Genomic DNA, 15,019 nt, shown 5'->3' with positions numbered 1-15,019 from the left:
CCCCTTTTTGATTGTTCGGGGCCGGAGGGCCGACCGCCCGGAAAGCGGCGCGAACGATGCCGCAACGAATCCGTTGTTCAAGGTGTAAACGGGCGCGGGACGGCGTTCAAGGACGGGTTTCCGTCCAATGCGGCGTGGCGGCCCCGCTCTCTTGACACCTCGCCCGCCGCCGCCTAAGAAGCGGCTCCGGTGCTGGAAAAGCGTCGGGCTCCGGGGCCGTAGCTCAGTTGGGAGAGCGCCTCGTTCGCAATGAGGAGGTCAGCGGTTCGATCCCGCTCGGCTCCACCATTTCCGGAGCATCCCTTCCCCCACAATTTCACGTATGGCGGATTTCAGGCGCTCTGGCGGGCTTCATCTTCCGGCGGCAGCCAGTGGTCGAGGAAACGCGACAGCCAGAGCTTTAGCGCCCCGTCATGGCTCTGTCGGCCTTCGCGATGCGCCTCGGCGGGCTGCGCGCCGGGTTGCGTCAGCCGCTCGGCCGCGAGCGTCAGCCAGGCGTCCATCATCGGCGTCGTCAGCTCTGGATGAAACTGGATGCCATAGGCGCTGTCGCCGTAACGCATGGCCTGGACCGGGAAATCGCCGGTCCCCTCGGCAAGCTGCACCGCGCCTTCCGGCAAGTCGAAACCCTCGCGGTGCCACTGATAGACATATTGGGGATTGTCGAAAAGAGACGCCCCGTCGCCTGTCGGCCGGATCGGATAATAGCCGGCCTCGACGCGGGCTTCCGGATGGCTCCAGACGCGGGCGCCGAGATGCCGCGCCAGCATTTGCCCGCCAAGGCAGATGCCGAGATAGGGCTTTCCTTCCTTCAGCGGCACGCCGATCCAGTTGGTTTCGGCCTTGATGAATGGAAGGTCGTCATTGGCACTCATCGGCCCGCCGAAAATGATGGCGGCATCATGCGCCGCCATCGTCTCCGGCAGAGGGTCGCCGAGCGCGGGCCGGCGAATGTCGAGTTCGCAGCCGCGGCGCAGCAGTTGCTGCGCCACCCGGCCGGGATTCGAACGCTCCTGATGGAGCAGGATGAGGACACGACGGGTCATGATTGCTGACCGATATGGGACCGGTCCCGCCTTCCCGCAAGACCCGACGAGAAAGCTTAAGCACAGAACTCCTTACATCGCGCTAATGCCGCCATCGATCTTGATTTCCGAGCCGGTGATGAATTTCGACTCGTCGGAAGCGAGGTAAAGCACGCAATAAGCGACATCGTCCGGTTCGCCGACGACGCCAAGCGGCACCTGCTTGGCGAGCTTCCTGACGAGCTCTTCCTTCGACATGCCGCGCGCCATGCCGTCGAGGATCGGCGTGTCGATGAAAGTCGGATGAATCGAGTTGGAGCGGATGCGGTAGCCGCGCTTGGCGCAATGCAGCGCCACCGATTTCGACAGCAGCCAGACAGCCGCCTTGGCCGCATTGTAGGCGGCCATGTTGTGGCCGGCGATCAGCCCGGCGATCGACGAGGTGTTGATGATCGATCCCGGCGCATGGGGCACCATGTAGGGGATCGCGTATTTGCAGCCGAGAAAGACCGAATCGACATCGACCGCCATCACCTTTTTGTAGGTCTCGAAATCGGTTTCCTCAACCGTCGTGCCGCCGCCGATGCCGGCATTGTTGAACAGCACATTGATGCCGCCCATCGCCTTGTCGGCTTCGGCAAGCGCGTCCTTCCAGTGATCCTCGCGCGTGACGTCGAGACCGACCGCAAAGGCCGTACCCGGACGATCTACGTTGATCTCGTCGGCAACGGCCTGCGCGCCCTTCTCGTTGATGTCGGCAAGCGTGACCTTGGCACCTTCGCGCGCCAGCATAATGGCGGAGGCTTTGCCGAGCCCCTGCGCGCCGCCGGTGACGAAAGCCATCTTGCCGGCGACGCGGCCTTTTCTCTCTTCGTTCATTTCGATTCTTTCCTCAGAAATACAACAAAATCAATATATTAGAGCATCGCCGTGTTGGTCGGCACGCCGAGCAGCAGCCGCCCCGTCAGCTCATAGGTCGCGTCCGATACCATCATGTGCTGGGTGGCGACATGCACGTCCCGGAACTGCCGCTGCAAGGGCGAACCGCGATAGACCGAGCTGCCGCCGGCCAGCGTGTACATGAGATCGACCGCACGCGCCGCCGACTGCACCGCATGCGTCGTTGCGAGGCGAATGTCGCGCCGATGAGCAACCGTCATCTCGCCGTGCTTCTCGGCCGCCTCGAAGGCCGTGTCGACCGTCTCCAGAAGCCAGGCCCGCGCCGAACGCGTCAGCGCCTCGGCCTGCGACACATCGAGCTGCGCCTTGGCGCGAAGCGCCAGCGGCTTTGACGATCCTTGCGGTGTCTTGCCGCCGGCAAGTTCGACCAGCGTCTCGATCGAACCGCGTGCGAGGCCGAGCGCGACGGCGGCGATGCCGATACCGAGCAGGCCGAAGGTCGGGAAACAGTAGAGCGGCCGCGCCAGCGGCTTGTCGCTGATGAGGCTGACCGCCCGCGTCGCGGGCACAAAAAGATCCTGCACCTCGAAATCGGTGCTGCCGGTCCCGCACAGGCCCGACACGTCCCATGTGTCGTGCAGCGCCACATCTTTCGCATCGAACATCATCATCCGGTTCTGCGGGATGCCTTCAGCCGCCATTTCGGGTTTTCCGTCTGCACCAAGGATCATTGCGCCGCCCGAAATATATTGCGCATTGCGCGAGCCCGAGCCCCATTGCCAGCGCCCGTTGACGCGGTAACCCGCAACACCCTTCTCGACCGCATGCACCGCCTTGCCGCGCGGCGCGAAGACGCCCGCCGTGATCGTCAGCGGATCGCCGAACACGGCGCGCGCTTCCTCTGGCGCAAGAAACGCCGAAACGACACCCGATGTCGCGCCGATGAAGACGCACCAGGCGGCCGACCCGTCGGCGCGCGCCATCCGCTCGACCGTCTCGAACAGCACCGAAGGATGCGCCTCAAGCCCGCCATAGACCGTTGGAATGCAGAGCCGGTAAAGGCCCGCCTCGGCAAAACGCCGCGCAATGTCCTGCGGCAGAAAGCGATTGGCCTCGATCTCGGCGGCCCGCGCCGCAATCTCTTCAGCAAATCCCTCCGCCGCAGCAACCGAATCGATGCTCGTGCCTGATCGCGTTTGCGTATCGCTCATGATTTTTCCTTCCAGGCGCTGGTTCTCAGGCGCCGAGCTTCAGCCGGTTCGCGATATTGTTTTTCTGCATGTTCGATGAGCCGCCGACGATCGGCAGGCTGATCGCATCGCGCACATAGCGCTCCATATCCATTTCGTCCGAGAGGCCATAAGCGCCGGTGACGCGCATACAGGTTTGCGTCACCTCCGCCGCGCCCTCGCAGCAGAAAAGCTTGGCCATCGAGGTTTCGACCGAGCAGGGACGCCCCTGATCGGCAAGCCAGGCCGCGCTGTAGAGCATCAGCCGCATCGCGCGAACGCGTGTGCGCGCTTCCGCCAGCATGTGCCGGACCGCCTGATGCCCGGCAATGGCGCGGCCGAACTGTTCGCGCTCTTCGGCATAAGCCCATGCATCGGCAACCGCCGCTTCGGCGAGCCCCAATGCGCAAGCCGAAAGCTCGAGCTTCTCGACCTCGAGCGCGCGGCCCGCCAGCTGTTGCCAGCCCTTGTCCCACATCTCCTCGCCGCCGAGAATATTGGCCGCCGGCACCCGCACATCGTCGAACGTGACATCCTTGGTCTCGACGCCGCGAATGCCGAGATGACCGAGCGGCGTGATCGCGATGCCGGGAAGCGTCGGCGGCACCAGCACAATCGAAAGGTTCTTGTATTTCTCTTCCTTCGGACCCGACCGCAACAGGCAGAAAATATAGTCGGCAATATGCGCGCCCGTGCACCAGCGCTTGGCACCGTTGATGACGATTTCCTCGCCCTCGCGCCGTGCGGTCGTCTCGACGGCTGCGAGATCACCGCCCACATTGGGTTCCGACAATCCATAGGCAAAAAGAAGATCGCCCGCCGCGACTTTCGGCAACAGATCGCGCTTCTGCGCCGGGCTACCGCTCTCGCCGAGATTCATGCCGGCATAGCAGACGGCCATGATGTAGGGACAGGCAACCGCAACCGAGCGTTTGGCGATTTCCTCGATCACGGCCATCGTCGCATAGATGTCGATACCCGCGCCGCCATGACGCTCCTCGACGGTCAGCCCCATCATGCCCATCGCGCCGAGCTTCTTCATCACCTCGGCGGGATAAATATTGCCGCGGTCCCATTCGCGCGCTTGGCCGCGCGGCATTTCTGCTTCCACGAAACGCCGCATGCTGTCGCGCAACAGCCGCACATGCTCCGGCTCGTCGAAATTGAGAGGCATGTCGCTCATCGCCGCATCCATGCCGGTTACTTCCCCGTGAAGGCCGGTTTGCGTTTTTCGAGAAACGCATTGACCGCTTCCTTGTGATCCTCGGTGGTGAAGGTCAGCATCTCGTAGCCGATCGAGGTATCGAGGATCGTGTGCGCAAGTTGCTTCAGCCCGATATTGACCGACACCTTGCTGTATTTGATCGCCTGGGTGGCACCGCCGGCAAGCTTCGCCGCGAACGCATCGACGCGGGCGTCGAGTTCATCGTCCGGTACGACGTGATTGACGAGCCCGATGCGCTCGGCCTCGGCTGCCGGAACGGGATCGCCGGTCATGAGATATTCCTTGGCCCGCGCATAACCGACAAGCTGCGGCCAGATGATGGCGCCGCCGTCGCCCGCCACGATCCCGGCGCGCACATGCGGATCGGCAAAGCGCGCGCTCTCGCCGGCAAAAATCACGTCGCACATCAAGGCAATCGTCGCGCCGAGACCGACCGCCGGCCCGCGCACCTTGGCGATGATCGGTTTTTCGAGATCGAGCAGCGAGAAGACGATGCGTTTGGCTTCGGCGGCATCGGGTCCCTTGTCGCCGGCCTCGAAGCTGCGCTTCATCCAGTTGAGGTCGCCGCCGGCCGAAAAAGCCGCACCCTCGCCGGTGAGCACGATCACATCCGATTGGCGATCGTCGGCCGCGTCGAGAAAGATGCTTGCGAGTTCGCGATGCATCTCGCCATCGACCGCATTCATCAGCGCCGGATTGCTGAGGGCGAGTGTCAGCACGCGGCCCTGCCGGCTCGCCTTGATCCGCTTGTAGCGGCCGAAATCGACGCCCTCCGGCATGCTCTCTCTCCCGTTTTCGTTTCCGGGATTGTGGCCCGCGCCCCGGGCAATGGAAAGAGACAATGAAAAGAAGGCGATTGCCGTGAGGCGCACACCAAACGAAAAACCCCGGCCGCAAGGCCGGGGTCGTTCGATTGCGGGAGACAGATCGGCGTTCTAGCTGCCGCCTTCCGAGGCGGCGGTGATCCGCGCGCCAACGGCCTCGCGCGCCTTCTCGGGATCGTCGGGCATCAATTTGGCGCCCGGCTCGCCGAAGACGGCAATCTGTCCCTCGGGACCATCGGCAACCGCGGCATAACCGAGACGGTCGGCGCGCGTGACTTCGACGAAGCTCTTGCCGTTGTCGTCGCTGTAGCCGATATAGCCCTGAAGCCCGACGAGTACGATCTTGCCGCCGCCGAGCTGAACGCCGCCGGCGATCGACTTGTCGGTGCCGGTATCGACCTTGGTCCAGCTCTGTCCCTTGTCCCATGAGCGGAAGGCGTTGCCGCGCATGCCGAACACCATTACCGAGCCGTCGCTCATGCCGAAGCCGCCCCAGAAGGAACCTTCATACTGCGTCTGTATGCTGGTGAAGGTGCGGCCCTTGTCGTTCGAGTAGTAGACGATGCCGAATTCGGCGGCGATGTAGAGATCCCCATCCTTGTCCGTGAAAAGCTTGTTGAGGTGATAGTCGTCGAGCAGCCCCTCGCTGAGCGAGCGCTCCTCCCAGCTTCCTTCCTCACCGCCTTCTTGCGTCTCGACCATGAAGGCAAAAGCGCCGACCGCGAAACCGCGGTTCTCGTTTTCGAAATAGACGGCCATGAACGCCATTTCGGATTCGGGATCGTGATAGACGAGATCCCAGTTCTCGCCGCCGTCGCGCGTGCGGATGATCGTGGCGTCGTGTCCGACGGCGAAGCCGAGCTTGGCATTGATGAAGGTGACGCCGGTGAGCGTCGCCTGTGTCGGCACAGAGGCGGCTTGCGTCCAGGTTTGGCCGCGATCGTCCGAATAGACGACATGTCCGAACTCGCCGACCGCAACGAGGCGGCCATCGGCATAGGTCGCATCGAGCAGCAGTGATTCAGGCGCAAGCGCCGATTGCATTGCATAGGCGGGCTTTTTCGGGCCGTCCATCTCGTCTTGAGCGGCGGCCGGCATGACGATCGCGAAAGCGGTCGCGATGAGCGCGATCGCGGCGCTGCGAAGACGCGGCATGCCGCTGGAAAGGGTTTCGATAAAGGACGCTGACATTACCTTTGGCTCCTCACTCGGGCGTTTGGATCGTCGTGGCGGAACCGGGCTCCGGCGGATAGCCGGAGCCGTATGGGTCCCCCCCGGCGAGCCTCCTGTTTTGATGGTCTTTTATAACGTTTTTTTCCTTATAGCGCATTTTTCGAGCGTGGTCTTGGCCTACGTGATCCGGAGCGAAAGACACTGGATCAGGGTCAAGAAGGCGACAGACGGGCAGCAAAGCCGGCGCGATGGACCGCCACCGCTCCCTTCTTCCCACCCTCCCCCTGCGAGAGGGTCGAAAAATTCGAGCGAAGCGAAAGATTTTTCGGGGGTTCGGGGTGCTTCGCAAAGCGAACAAAAAGGTCCGGTGGACCTTTTTGAACCGCGAACGAAAGCGTGTGGCATTGCCCTTCGCTTACGCTCCGGGCGTTCGAAGCTCGAAAAGGCCCACCGGGCCTTTTCGTTTGCCTTCGGCAAAACGCTTCTCACCCCCAAACGGTCTTCGACCGTTTGACCCTCCCGCAGAGGGAGGGTGGGAAGGAAGAGACAGGGAAGCCGCCAAAAAGAAACCGGGCCCCGGTTTCCCGGAGCCCGGCCTCAAAACTCACACGACAGCCGTTTTAGCGAACGCCAAGCTGGCGGATCGAGTTCGGCGTGTAGCGGTTCTTGTCCAGCTCGTCGGCGAAGTAGTTGACCGGCGGCTCTTCGTTCTGCAGCGCGAGCGCCAGATAGCGGCCGGCCTGCAGGTCGTAGACGATCTCGCCCGCCGAGCCGCAAAGCGGCACGTTGTAGCGCTGGATCTGATGCATTTCCTGGACGCGCCAGAGCTGGCCACGGCCGTCATAGAGCGCCACGGTCGACATCTGGTAGGCGTCTTCCTCGTTCGCATAGACGCGGCGCGAATAGACGTGACGCGTATTGGGGCGAAGCTTGGCTTCCAGTTCCCAGACGCGGCGCAGCTCGTAGCGAACCTTGTCCTGGTTCAGGTGAAGGGCACCCAGATAGTCCTTGTAGGGTGTCGATTCGCCTTCATAGGCATTGGCCGAAACGAGTTTGCTGGTCTTGCCGAGCACGGTCCAGTCGTAGCGGTCGGGCGCGCCGTTGTAGCCATCGAACGAGTCCGACGTCGACAGGCCGTCCGAATTGGTGCCCGGGTTGTCATAAGCGATGTTCGGCGCGCGGCGCACGCGGCGTGTGCCGGGGCTGTACTGCCAGGCCTGACGCGGCTGAACCTGCGCGTTGAGGGCCTCATACACCAGGATCACGTTACCCGCGGCACGGGCCGGCGCGATCGTGTTGGCGATGTAGTAGATCGAGATGTTCTCGAGATCTTCGGCCTTGGTCGCCGACGGATCCGACCACTGCAGGATGGCTTCGTCCTGCACGATCAGCAGCGTGTAATCGCCGCCGCGCGTCACCGGCGCTGCCGCGAACTGGCGTACCGCCTTGAACGAGCGATAGCGCAGCGTGTGGTTCCAGATGATTTCGAGCGCGTTGTTCGGGATCGGGAAGGGCGAACCGAAGATCGCCTGGCTGATGCCCGCGCCACCGCCGACAAGTTCGCCGACCGCCGCGTTGCGCTTGTTGGCTTCATAGAAACGGTCCGGGAACGCGCAACTGCGGCGCGTCTCGTAAACATTCATCTTGTAGGACGGATAGGTCTTCAGCAGCGCCTTGTAACCTTCCGTGACAATATCTTCGTACTGACCCAGATTCGCGCCGGTGACCGTGTATTTGATCGAGTCGCTGGCAAACGGATTCTGCAGTTTGTCACCGGGCGTGTAGGTGACATTGCTCGGCACGGTCGGCAGGCCGCCGGTCCATGCGGGGATGTCGCCATCGCCGGCCTTTTCCGAACCCATCGGGGTCAGATCCTGACCGAGACGGTTCACCTGGGCATCCGGAACCTTGGCCAGCGCACTCGTTGCAAGAGCGCTGATCGCAAGGGCGGACACCAACATGGTCGTCCTTTTCATATACGTTCCCTCCACTGGATTTCTTATCGGGCTTTCGATGTCAGGCACGACCGAAATCTTTTCATATTGAAAAGACACGTTGCGACTGCGCACCGAGGCCGGTTTCCCCGCCTTACTCTCGCGGAATGATACCAAATTGCCTTGCCCGCGCAAATCGCGAGCTGTGCGATTGTGTGTCTTCCGGGCCGCTTTTCAGGCCGTTTTGACGGCCTTTTCGCCTTGGTTTCATTAAATCTTTTTAATGTGGATCGCAGAGGGCGCGGCACCGCCGGAAAGACCACTGATCCGTCTACGGATGATTCAGGCGGCCTGCGGTCCGGTCGCGGCATCGCTACGTTGCGGTGCAGCATAGCGAGGGACACGCTTCTCACTTGTCTTTGCCGGGCTTGACGATCGCCCGCCACCCCTCCCCATACGCCCCCGAAAAGAAAAACCCGGCGGTGTCGCCACCGCCGGGTTTCGTTTCGCGTTACGCGTTTCTGAAGATCAGAAGGCGTAGGAGATGTTAGCCGACACGAAGTCCTGGTCGTTGTTGCCGACATACTTCTCATTGCCCATGAAGGCCGTGTAGGAAATGCCGCCACGCCAGTTGCCGAGATAGTTGCCGTTGAGCTGGAGGCTCAGCGACTTGGCGCCCTCGCGGTAGTTGGAAAGCGGCGCCGGGCTGTTGCCCGACACACCGTGGTTCCAGGCAATCGTCGGCTGCAGCGAGAAAGCCGTGCCGAAGGCGTTGTTGTACTGGAGCTGGCCGAGCAGCACATAACCCCAGGACGTCGTCGTCGGACGGCAGCCCTGACGCGAGGCGAGCGAGAGGAAACCGCCCAAAGGCAGGTCCGTACCGCCATTGGTGCAGACATTGCCCCAACGACGTGCGTTGCCGACTGCTTCAGGTGCGTCCGGCGCGTACATCATGCCGACTTCCGTCACCAGGATACCGAGATCGGCGCCCGTCATACCGACAAGCGGGTTCGAATTGGTGAAGGTTGCGGTTGTGCCGACCTGAGCGGTGTAGATTTTCGTACGTTCAACACCGCTGAGATCGAGCGAGTTGGCACCGACGCCCAAATCGCCGCACGACGAACCGTAAGTGTCGCTCGCCACCAGCGAGGACATGGTGGTCGCCCCGAGAATGCCGTGGAACAGGCAGGTGCTGTTCAGCGCGGCAATGGTGATCTGGTCCGTGTCGAGCTGGACCGGCTGGTTCGGACGATAGGTGAAATCGCCCTGCAGGCCCCAGGTGCCCACCGTCGTGTTGAAGCTGAAGCCGAACATACGGATATCTTCCGGATATTCGAGATAGAGCCCCAGCGAGGCAGGTCCGCCAAAACCGGTTGACGCGATCATAACCTGCGCGCCGTCGGTCAGAACGGTGGCGCCGATGGCGGCGTTGGACTGAAGCGCGACGAGCGCACAGTTGATGAGAGCCGCCTGCAGGCCCGAATTCGCGGCAACCGTGACGCCGGCCAATGCACCGGCGCCCGCGGGCGCCAGAGTCGCGGCAAGTGCCGACAGATCCATGCCCGCGAAAGTTCTGTTGGCGGTCAAATAACCACCCGTAAGCGCATCAAACCCCGTGGCCACCGGCGCCGGGATCGTGTAGGCCGCGAAGTCACCCCCCACCTCGTTGAGGTAATACTGCACCGCCAGCGCTTCCATGGCATCCATCACCGGATCGGTGCCGCCGCCGACGGTCTGGTTGAGCTGTGCAACCATTTCCGCCGTCAGCCCGAGCGGAACGCCGTAGAACAGGTTGGTCGACGGGTCGGTTGACGTCGCGGCGGGAGCGAAGGGGCTGCCCGCAAGGCCGTTACAGCCCGAGAACGCCGCACCGCGACCGGTGCCAGAGGCATTCTCGCCGGTCGTGAAGGGCGCCCAGGTGTTGCCCGCGGCCGTCGGATCGACAGAGACCCGCTCGCCGGCGATCGGCAGACGCGAATGCGTGTTGGTGAAGTAGAAGCCGAACTCGGTATTGTTCAGCTCTTCCGAATACCAGCGTGCGGCAATGCCGTATTGGCCGGAATCCTTCGCATAGCGATCCTGATCGCGCGCCACGATCGACGAGTCGGAAAGCGCAAGTCGGATGGCTTCCGTCTGTCCGGTCGGGATCTTGTTCTCGTAGTGCAGATATTGATTGATGCCGGTCAGATCGGCGCAATTGCGCAGATCGCCTACCGGCAGCGCACCCTGCATCGCCACAGCGATGACGTTGTTGGTGTTGCAGTTCGTGCCGCCATAGCTGCCGGTCAGGAACGAAACGGCATTCTCGTTACCGCCGACGCCCGATCCGTAGGATACGACGTCGGAGGTCGAGAAAGGCGTACCCGGCCGGTCGAGTTGATACTCGGCCTGCTGAAGCTGGTAGAAGGCTTCGAGCGACAGGTTGAAGGGCAGGCCGATCGAGGCGTCGAGCGCCCAGACAGGCAACAGGCCTTCCTTCACCTCGGCGCCCGGACGGCGGAACGCGCCGACGTCGATCGGCATCGAGCCGTTGACGCCGTTGAGGAGGAACGTGCCTTCACCCCAGTTGATGACCTGCTTGCCGGCGCGAACCGTCAGTGGCAGCCCACCGACATCGAAATTGCCGGCGACATAAAGATCGAGCAGGCGAATGTCGCGCGCCGCGTCGGCCTGACCGTCGACCAGGTTCGAACGGGCATAGGAACTGTCGCTGTCCAGCACGGCATCGTAATAGGAATTGATGCGTGAGAATAACGTGAAGTTTTCCCATTTGACCTGGATGTCGTTGGTCATCTTGGCGATACCGCTGGTCAGGTCGCCCTGATCGAAGTTGAGGCGGCCGTCATCGCCATTGATCGAACCCGCAGGCGTGGTCGGATCGGTAAGAAGCGTCAGACCATCGCCGCCAGCGGGCGACGCACTCGTCGGCAGCAAAGCAAAATTGACATTGTTCGTTGTGACCTGTGCCGGGCCGCCGTTCGACGCCGGCAGATAGGCGGTGTTCGTCTCCGACGTCCGCATCGAAACGCCGGCACTGAGTGTGGTGTCGAAAAACACCTGAACGCTGCCGAAATTATATTCGATAGCGTTGGCGGTGCCTGCCGATGCGATCAGCATCGTCGCCGCGGCGCTGCTGAGCAGCGCCGTGCGCAAGCTTCCTCTTATCATGGAGCGATCCTCCTCGATCCTCGATGGCTTCACTAACTTTGCAGCTGGATCGGGAGGTGGTTCGGAACGAGTTCCGACTGGTCCCCCCGGCCAGTCAGCATCCCTCAAGCGCTAGCCCACCTTCATTGGCGCTTCGAGTCAAGGCTGGCCGGGATCATGCGCGCGCCCGCAGGCAACATTGCCGCGCACTATTGCAATAATGACACGGGTGTAATGTATAACGCGGGATAACGTTAAATTTGTTGCACCGCACACTGACTATATGCGGCGCAGCAGGTTCACGGCGGCGAATCGATTTGTTCCTTTAGTGGCCGCGATACCCGGCGGCGCGTACCGCCGCCGAAACCTCGATCGCGCCGGCCTTCTCGAACACCAGCGTGAGCGGCACCACATCGCCCTCGGCAAGGGGCGCGCGAAGACGGATCAGCATGACATGCATGCCGCCGGGCATGAGCCGCACCGTTTCGCCGGCCGGCAGGGCGAGGCGGTCGAGCTTGCGCATCCGCATCACCATATCTTCCATCGTCATGTCGTGAATCTCGAGCTTTTCCGCCACATCCGAGCGCACCTCGACAAGTGCGTCGTCGCTCGCACCGGTATTCTCGATGGTCAGATAGGCGGCACCCGTCGCCGTCACGCTGGCCCGCGCCCAGGCATCGTCGACGCGAATACCCTTCTCGTCCCCGAGCGCAGGGGCAGCAAGAGCGGCAATGGCAAGAAACAGGATTGCGGTGGCGCGAAGGGCAGGCAAGGTCATTGGAAGAGCTTTCGGCGGAAGGGCTGCGATGCCTTCAGCCTAGCGCCAAATTGCTGTCACCGCACCCGGCAGGCCGCCCGAGCGCCGACGACATTCCGTCGCGGTCCGCTCAGGGCCGTTCGCGGCCTGCATGGCGCCAGCGCGTGACGATGGCTTCAAGCCCCGCCCGGTCGAGATTAGGGCGGCTCCAGGAATCGGAGAAGGCGCTGTTGAGATTGCGCGGCACGCCCTTGTCGGCGATATCGTTGAAGCGGATGCGCATCGGCATGGCAACGCCCTGGCCCAGCACGATCGCCTCGCGGTCGCCGAGAAGCGGCAGGAAGTCGAGCAGGTCGAGCGCCCCGTCATGCGTATTGGCGCGCATCACCTGCTGGTCGCGCTCGGTCGACAGGCGCATCGCAATCGCCGTGCTGCACTGCGAAAGGATCGTCGTATCGAGTTCCGATGGTCGCTGCGTCACGAGCGCCAGCGACAATCCGTATTTGCGGCCTTCCTTGGCGATGCGCGACAGCGCCTGGCGCGTCGGCTCGAAGCCCTTTCCCGCCGCTGCCGGTGCATAACGATGCGCCTCTTCGCAGACGAGCAGCATCGGCAAGCCGCCCTTGCTCCAGACCGCAAGGTCGAAGGCAAGCCGCGCGATCACCGAAATCACCACATCGAGAATTTCGGGCGGCACGGTCGAAAGATCGATCACGGTGATCGGCCGCCCATCATTCGGTACGCGGAACAAACGGCCGAGAATGTCGGTCATCGTGTCCTGCACGGTCAGGCTGCCGAACATGAAGCTGTAACGCTGATCGCTCGCCAGCGTTTCGATGCGCGATTTGAGCCGCCGGTAGGGAAGCGTTTTCTGGGTGCGCTCCAGCTTGCCGAGCTGCTCGTCGATGACGGCCAGCACGTCGGAAAGCCGGAACGGCGTCGGCGCATCGACCGTCAGTCCGCTGAGATCGCCCGGCCGGCGCGCCAGCTGGCGGCTCGACGAGGCGTCCGAATAGCGCCGTTTCGCGGTGAGCACGGCATCGCCGAGAATCTCGATCTCGGCGTCGCGATCGGCGTCGCCGCTGGTCAGTGCCGATGCCAGTTCCTGGAAGTTCAGGAGCCAGAACGGCAGGTTCAGATTGGTCGGGTTGATGAGTTCCGCGCGCTCGCCGAACGCCGTCGGATATTCATTGTGCACGTCGAGCACGACGATATGCGCGTGATCGTGCTGCGCCAGTACGCGTTGCAAAATGGACGTGAGCGCGCAGGATTTGCCACAGCCGGTCGTGCCGACGACGATGAAATGCTTGGCGAGCAGATCGTCGGTCAGCAGGCGCGCCGGCACCGCCGAATCCTGGTAGAGCGACCCGACTTCGATTGTCGCGACATTGGGTTGTGTGTAGACGCGCGTCAGGTCGTGGCGGTCGGCGAGCAACACCGCGTCGCCCAGCGACGGCAGGCTGGCGACGCCGCGGTGAAAGGAGAGCCGCCCGTCCTTAGGATCGGGCGCAACCTCGCCGGCGAGATTGATTTCGATGAGGCCGATATCTTCTCCGCCGCCCATCGTCGGCGACGGTGCGCTGACCGCCGAAACGAGACCGACAACCGTCGCGGTCGGCGTCGGCATCTTGACAAGCTGGCCGATCTCGACACGCGCCGCCACGGCGCCCGGCGTCTTGTCGCGTTCGAGAACGGCGATCGCCTGCGAACCCGACACCGAAACGATATGCGCGATCCGGCGCGGCGGCACCGCCGGCACGCCACGGCGCTCGACGAAGGGCGGCGCTTCCGGTTCGACGGATGCGGCCGGCACGACTTCGGCCTGCGATGCAGGCGGCGGAACGGCGACACTCATTGCAATATACCTTGTACGGAAGGATTTGTACCATCGGCAAGCAGCGGCGGCAGCGTGAAGAAGACGGTCGTCCCCTTGCCCAACTCGCTGTGAACGTGAAACTCACCGCCGTGAAGACGCGCAAGCGCCGCCGCGATCGGCAAGCCGAGGCCTGTTCCTTCATGGCCGCGTGCATAGCTCGATTGCACCTGGCCGAACGGCGTCATCGCATAGGCAAGCTGCTTGTCGCTCATACCGATGCCGCTGTCGGCCACGGCGACCGTCGCGCCGCCATCGGGCGCGCGCGTTGCGACCAGCACGATGCGCCCGCCTTCGGGCGTAAACTTGTGGGCGTTGGAAAGGAGATTGATCAGCACCTGCTTGACGCGCCGGACATCGACCGGCACCTGCGGCAGGTCCTTATCGGCCTTGATTTCGAGAATCTGGTTCTTCTCGCGCACGCGCGGCTCGATCAGCACCGTGCAGGCGTCGATCACCTCGCGCAGGCTGTAGAGCTCGGGCGACAATGTGAAAGTCCCGCTCTCTATTTTCGAGATATCGAGAATATCGGAAATGATGTTGAGGAGATGGCGCCCCGCATCGGCGATGTGTTCGGCATACTCGCCGGTCTTCTCCGACGGCTTGCCGGTCGCGGCGATATGCTGGATGAACTCCGAGAAGCCGATGATCGCATTGAGCGGCGTCCGGAGCTCATGGCTCATATTGGCGAGGAATTCGGACTTGGTCCGGCTTGCCGCGTCGGATTCGGTCTTGGCGGCGCGCAGCGCGGCCTCCGACTGCCGGCGCGACATCAGCTGGCCGAGATCGGTCGAGTAATCCGCCAGCAGCGACTTCCGGCGCGGCGGCGCTATGTGTTTCTGACCGTGCATTGCGGTTTTCGGCATCCTGCCCGAGAAAAAGTTCGAACCGCAGCATACGGTCCGCCACCTTGCCCGGAAGTAAACGGGAGG

The 15,019-nt window shown here is 62.9% G+C and carries 11 protein-coding genes and 1 tRNA gene; 1 reads left to right on the top strand and 11 read right to left on the bottom strand.

Features of this window, described 5'->3' with window-relative positions; translation table 11 throughout:
* The first annotated feature begins 212 nt into the window (after positions 1-212).
* Positions 213-288 (top strand) — tRNA-Ala (locus WEB61_RS16110).
* Positions 289-332: 44 nt separating this feature from the next.
* Here the strand turns inward: WEB61_RS16110 and WEB61_RS16105 are convergent.
* From WEB61_RS16105 to WEB61_RS16055, 11 genes are all read right to left on the bottom strand, one after another.
* Positions 333-1,046, bottom strand: a complete 714-nt coding sequence (locus tag WEB61_RS16105) for a glutamine amidotransferase (protein ID WP_368065360.1) — start codon at positions 1,044-1,046, stop codon at positions 333-335.
* Between the two features lie 72 nt (positions 1,047-1,118).
* On the bottom strand, positions 1,119-1,904 hold the full coding sequence (locus WEB61_RS16100) for an SDR family oxidoreductase (RefSeq protein WP_368065359.1): 786 nt from the start codon (positions 1,902-1,904) through the stop codon (positions 1,119-1,121).
* Positions 1,905-1,942: 38 nt separating this feature from the next.
* The gene (locus WEB61_RS16095; protein ID WP_368065358.1) at positions 1,943-3,136 is read right to left on the bottom strand and encodes an acyl-CoA dehydrogenase family protein; all 1,194 of its coding nucleotides are present in this window, start codon (positions 3,134-3,136) and stop codon (positions 1,943-1,945) included.
* A gap of 25 nt (positions 3,137-3,161) precedes the next feature.
* Positions 3,162-4,337, bottom strand: coding sequence for an acyl-CoA dehydrogenase family protein (locus tag WEB61_RS16090; RefSeq protein ID WP_368065357.1), 1,176 nt, complete (start codon positions 4,335-4,337; stop codon positions 3,162-3,164).
* A 17-nt stretch (positions 4,338-4,354) separates the two neighbouring features.
* Entirely contained in the window at positions 4,355-5,158 is an 804-nt protein-coding gene (locus WEB61_RS16085) for an enoyl-CoA hydratase/isomerase family protein (protein ID WP_368065356.1), read from the bottom strand.
* 156 nt (positions 5,159-5,314) lie between these two features.
* On the bottom strand, positions 5,315-6,394 hold the full coding sequence (locus WEB61_RS16080; RefSeq protein ID WP_368065355.1) for a WD40/YVTN/BNR-like repeat-containing protein: 1,080 nt from the start codon (positions 6,392-6,394) through the stop codon (positions 5,315-5,317).
* Between the two features lie 602 nt (positions 6,395-6,996).
* On the bottom strand, positions 6,997-8,352 hold the full coding sequence (locus WEB61_RS16075) for a DUF1329 domain-containing protein (RefSeq protein ID WP_368065354.1): 1,356 nt from the start codon (positions 8,350-8,352) through the stop codon (positions 6,997-6,999).
* A 486-nt stretch (positions 8,353-8,838) separates the two neighbouring features.
* Positions 8,839-11,478, bottom strand: a complete 2,640-nt coding sequence (locus tag WEB61_RS16070) for a DUF1302 family protein (RefSeq protein ID WP_368065353.1) — start codon at positions 11,476-11,478, stop codon at positions 8,839-8,841.
* 304 nt (positions 11,479-11,782) lie between these two features.
* Positions 11,783-12,235, bottom strand: coding sequence for a copper chaperone PCu(A)C (locus tag WEB61_RS16065; RefSeq protein WP_368065352.1), 453 nt, complete (start codon positions 12,233-12,235; stop codon positions 11,783-11,785).
* Positions 12,236-12,344: 109 nt separating this feature from the next.
* Complete coding sequence (locus tag WEB61_RS16060) at positions 12,345-14,069, bottom strand: ATP-binding protein (RefSeq protein ID WP_368065351.1); 1,725 nt, start codon at positions 14,067-14,069, stop codon at positions 12,345-12,347.
* Positions 14,066-14,938 carry a sensor histidine kinase gene (locus tag WEB61_RS16055; RefSeq protein WP_368065350.1) on the bottom strand — a complete coding sequence of 291 codons (873 nt, stop codon included), beginning with the start codon at positions 14,936-14,938 and terminating at the stop codon, positions 14,066-14,068. The genes WEB61_RS16060 and WEB61_RS16055 overlap by 4 nt, the downstream gene beginning before the upstream one ends.
* Positions 14,939-15,019 lie beyond the last annotated feature (81 nt).

The sequence above is a fragment of the Parvibaculum sp. genome (genome assembly GCF_040882025.1).
GTDB lineage: Bacteria > Pseudomonadota > Alphaproteobacteria > Parvibaculales > Parvibaculaceae > Parvibaculum.
The sequence above is the reverse complement of the archived record's forward strand: the minus strand, read 5'-3'. Positions and strand labels throughout refer to the sequence as shown.

Excerpts from the sequence above, each read along its gene's own strand:
- WEB61_RS16105 (WP_368065360.1), bottom strand. The coding sequence starts at position 1,046 with ATGACCCGTCGTGTCCTCATCCTGCTCCATCAGGAGCGTTCGAATCCC.
- WEB61_RS16100 (WP_368065359.1), bottom strand. The coding sequence starts at position 1,904 with ATGAACGAAGAGAGAAAAGGCCGCGTCGCCGGCAAGATGGCTTTCGTC.
- WEB61_RS16095 (WP_368065358.1), bottom strand. The coding sequence starts at position 3,136 with ATGAGCGATACGCAAACGCGATCAGGCACGAGCATCGATTCGGTTGCT.
- WEB61_RS16090 (WP_368065357.1), bottom strand. The coding sequence starts at position 4,337 with ATGAGCGACATGCCTCTCAATTTCGACGAGCCGGAGCATGTGCGGCTG.
- WEB61_RS16085 (WP_368065356.1), bottom strand. The coding sequence starts at position 5,158 with ATGCCGGAGGGCGTCGATTTCGGCCGCTACAAGCGGATCAAGGCGAGC.
- WEB61_RS16080 (WP_368065355.1), bottom strand. The coding sequence starts at position 6,394 with ATGTCAGCGTCCTTTATCGAAACCCTTTCCAGCGGCATGCCGCGTCTT.
- WEB61_RS16075 (WP_368065354.1), bottom strand. The coding sequence starts at position 8,352 with ATGAAAAGGACGACCATGTTGGTGTCCGCCCTTGCGATCAGCGCTCTT.
- WEB61_RS16070 (WP_368065353.1), bottom strand. The coding sequence starts at position 11,478 with ATGATAAGAGGAAGCTTGCGCACGGCGCTGCTCAGCAGCGCCGCGGCG.
- WEB61_RS16065 (WP_368065352.1), bottom strand. The coding sequence starts at position 12,235 with ATGACCTTGCCTGCCCTTCGCGCCACCGCAATCCTGTTTCTTGCCATT.
- WEB61_RS16060 (WP_368065351.1), bottom strand. The coding sequence starts at position 14,069 with ATGAGTGTCGCCGTTCCGCCGCCTGCATCGCAGGCCGAAGTCGTGCCG.
- WEB61_RS16055 (WP_368065350.1), bottom strand. The coding sequence starts at position 14,938 with ATGCACGGTCAGAAACACATAGCGCCGCCGCGCCGGAAGTCGCTGCTG.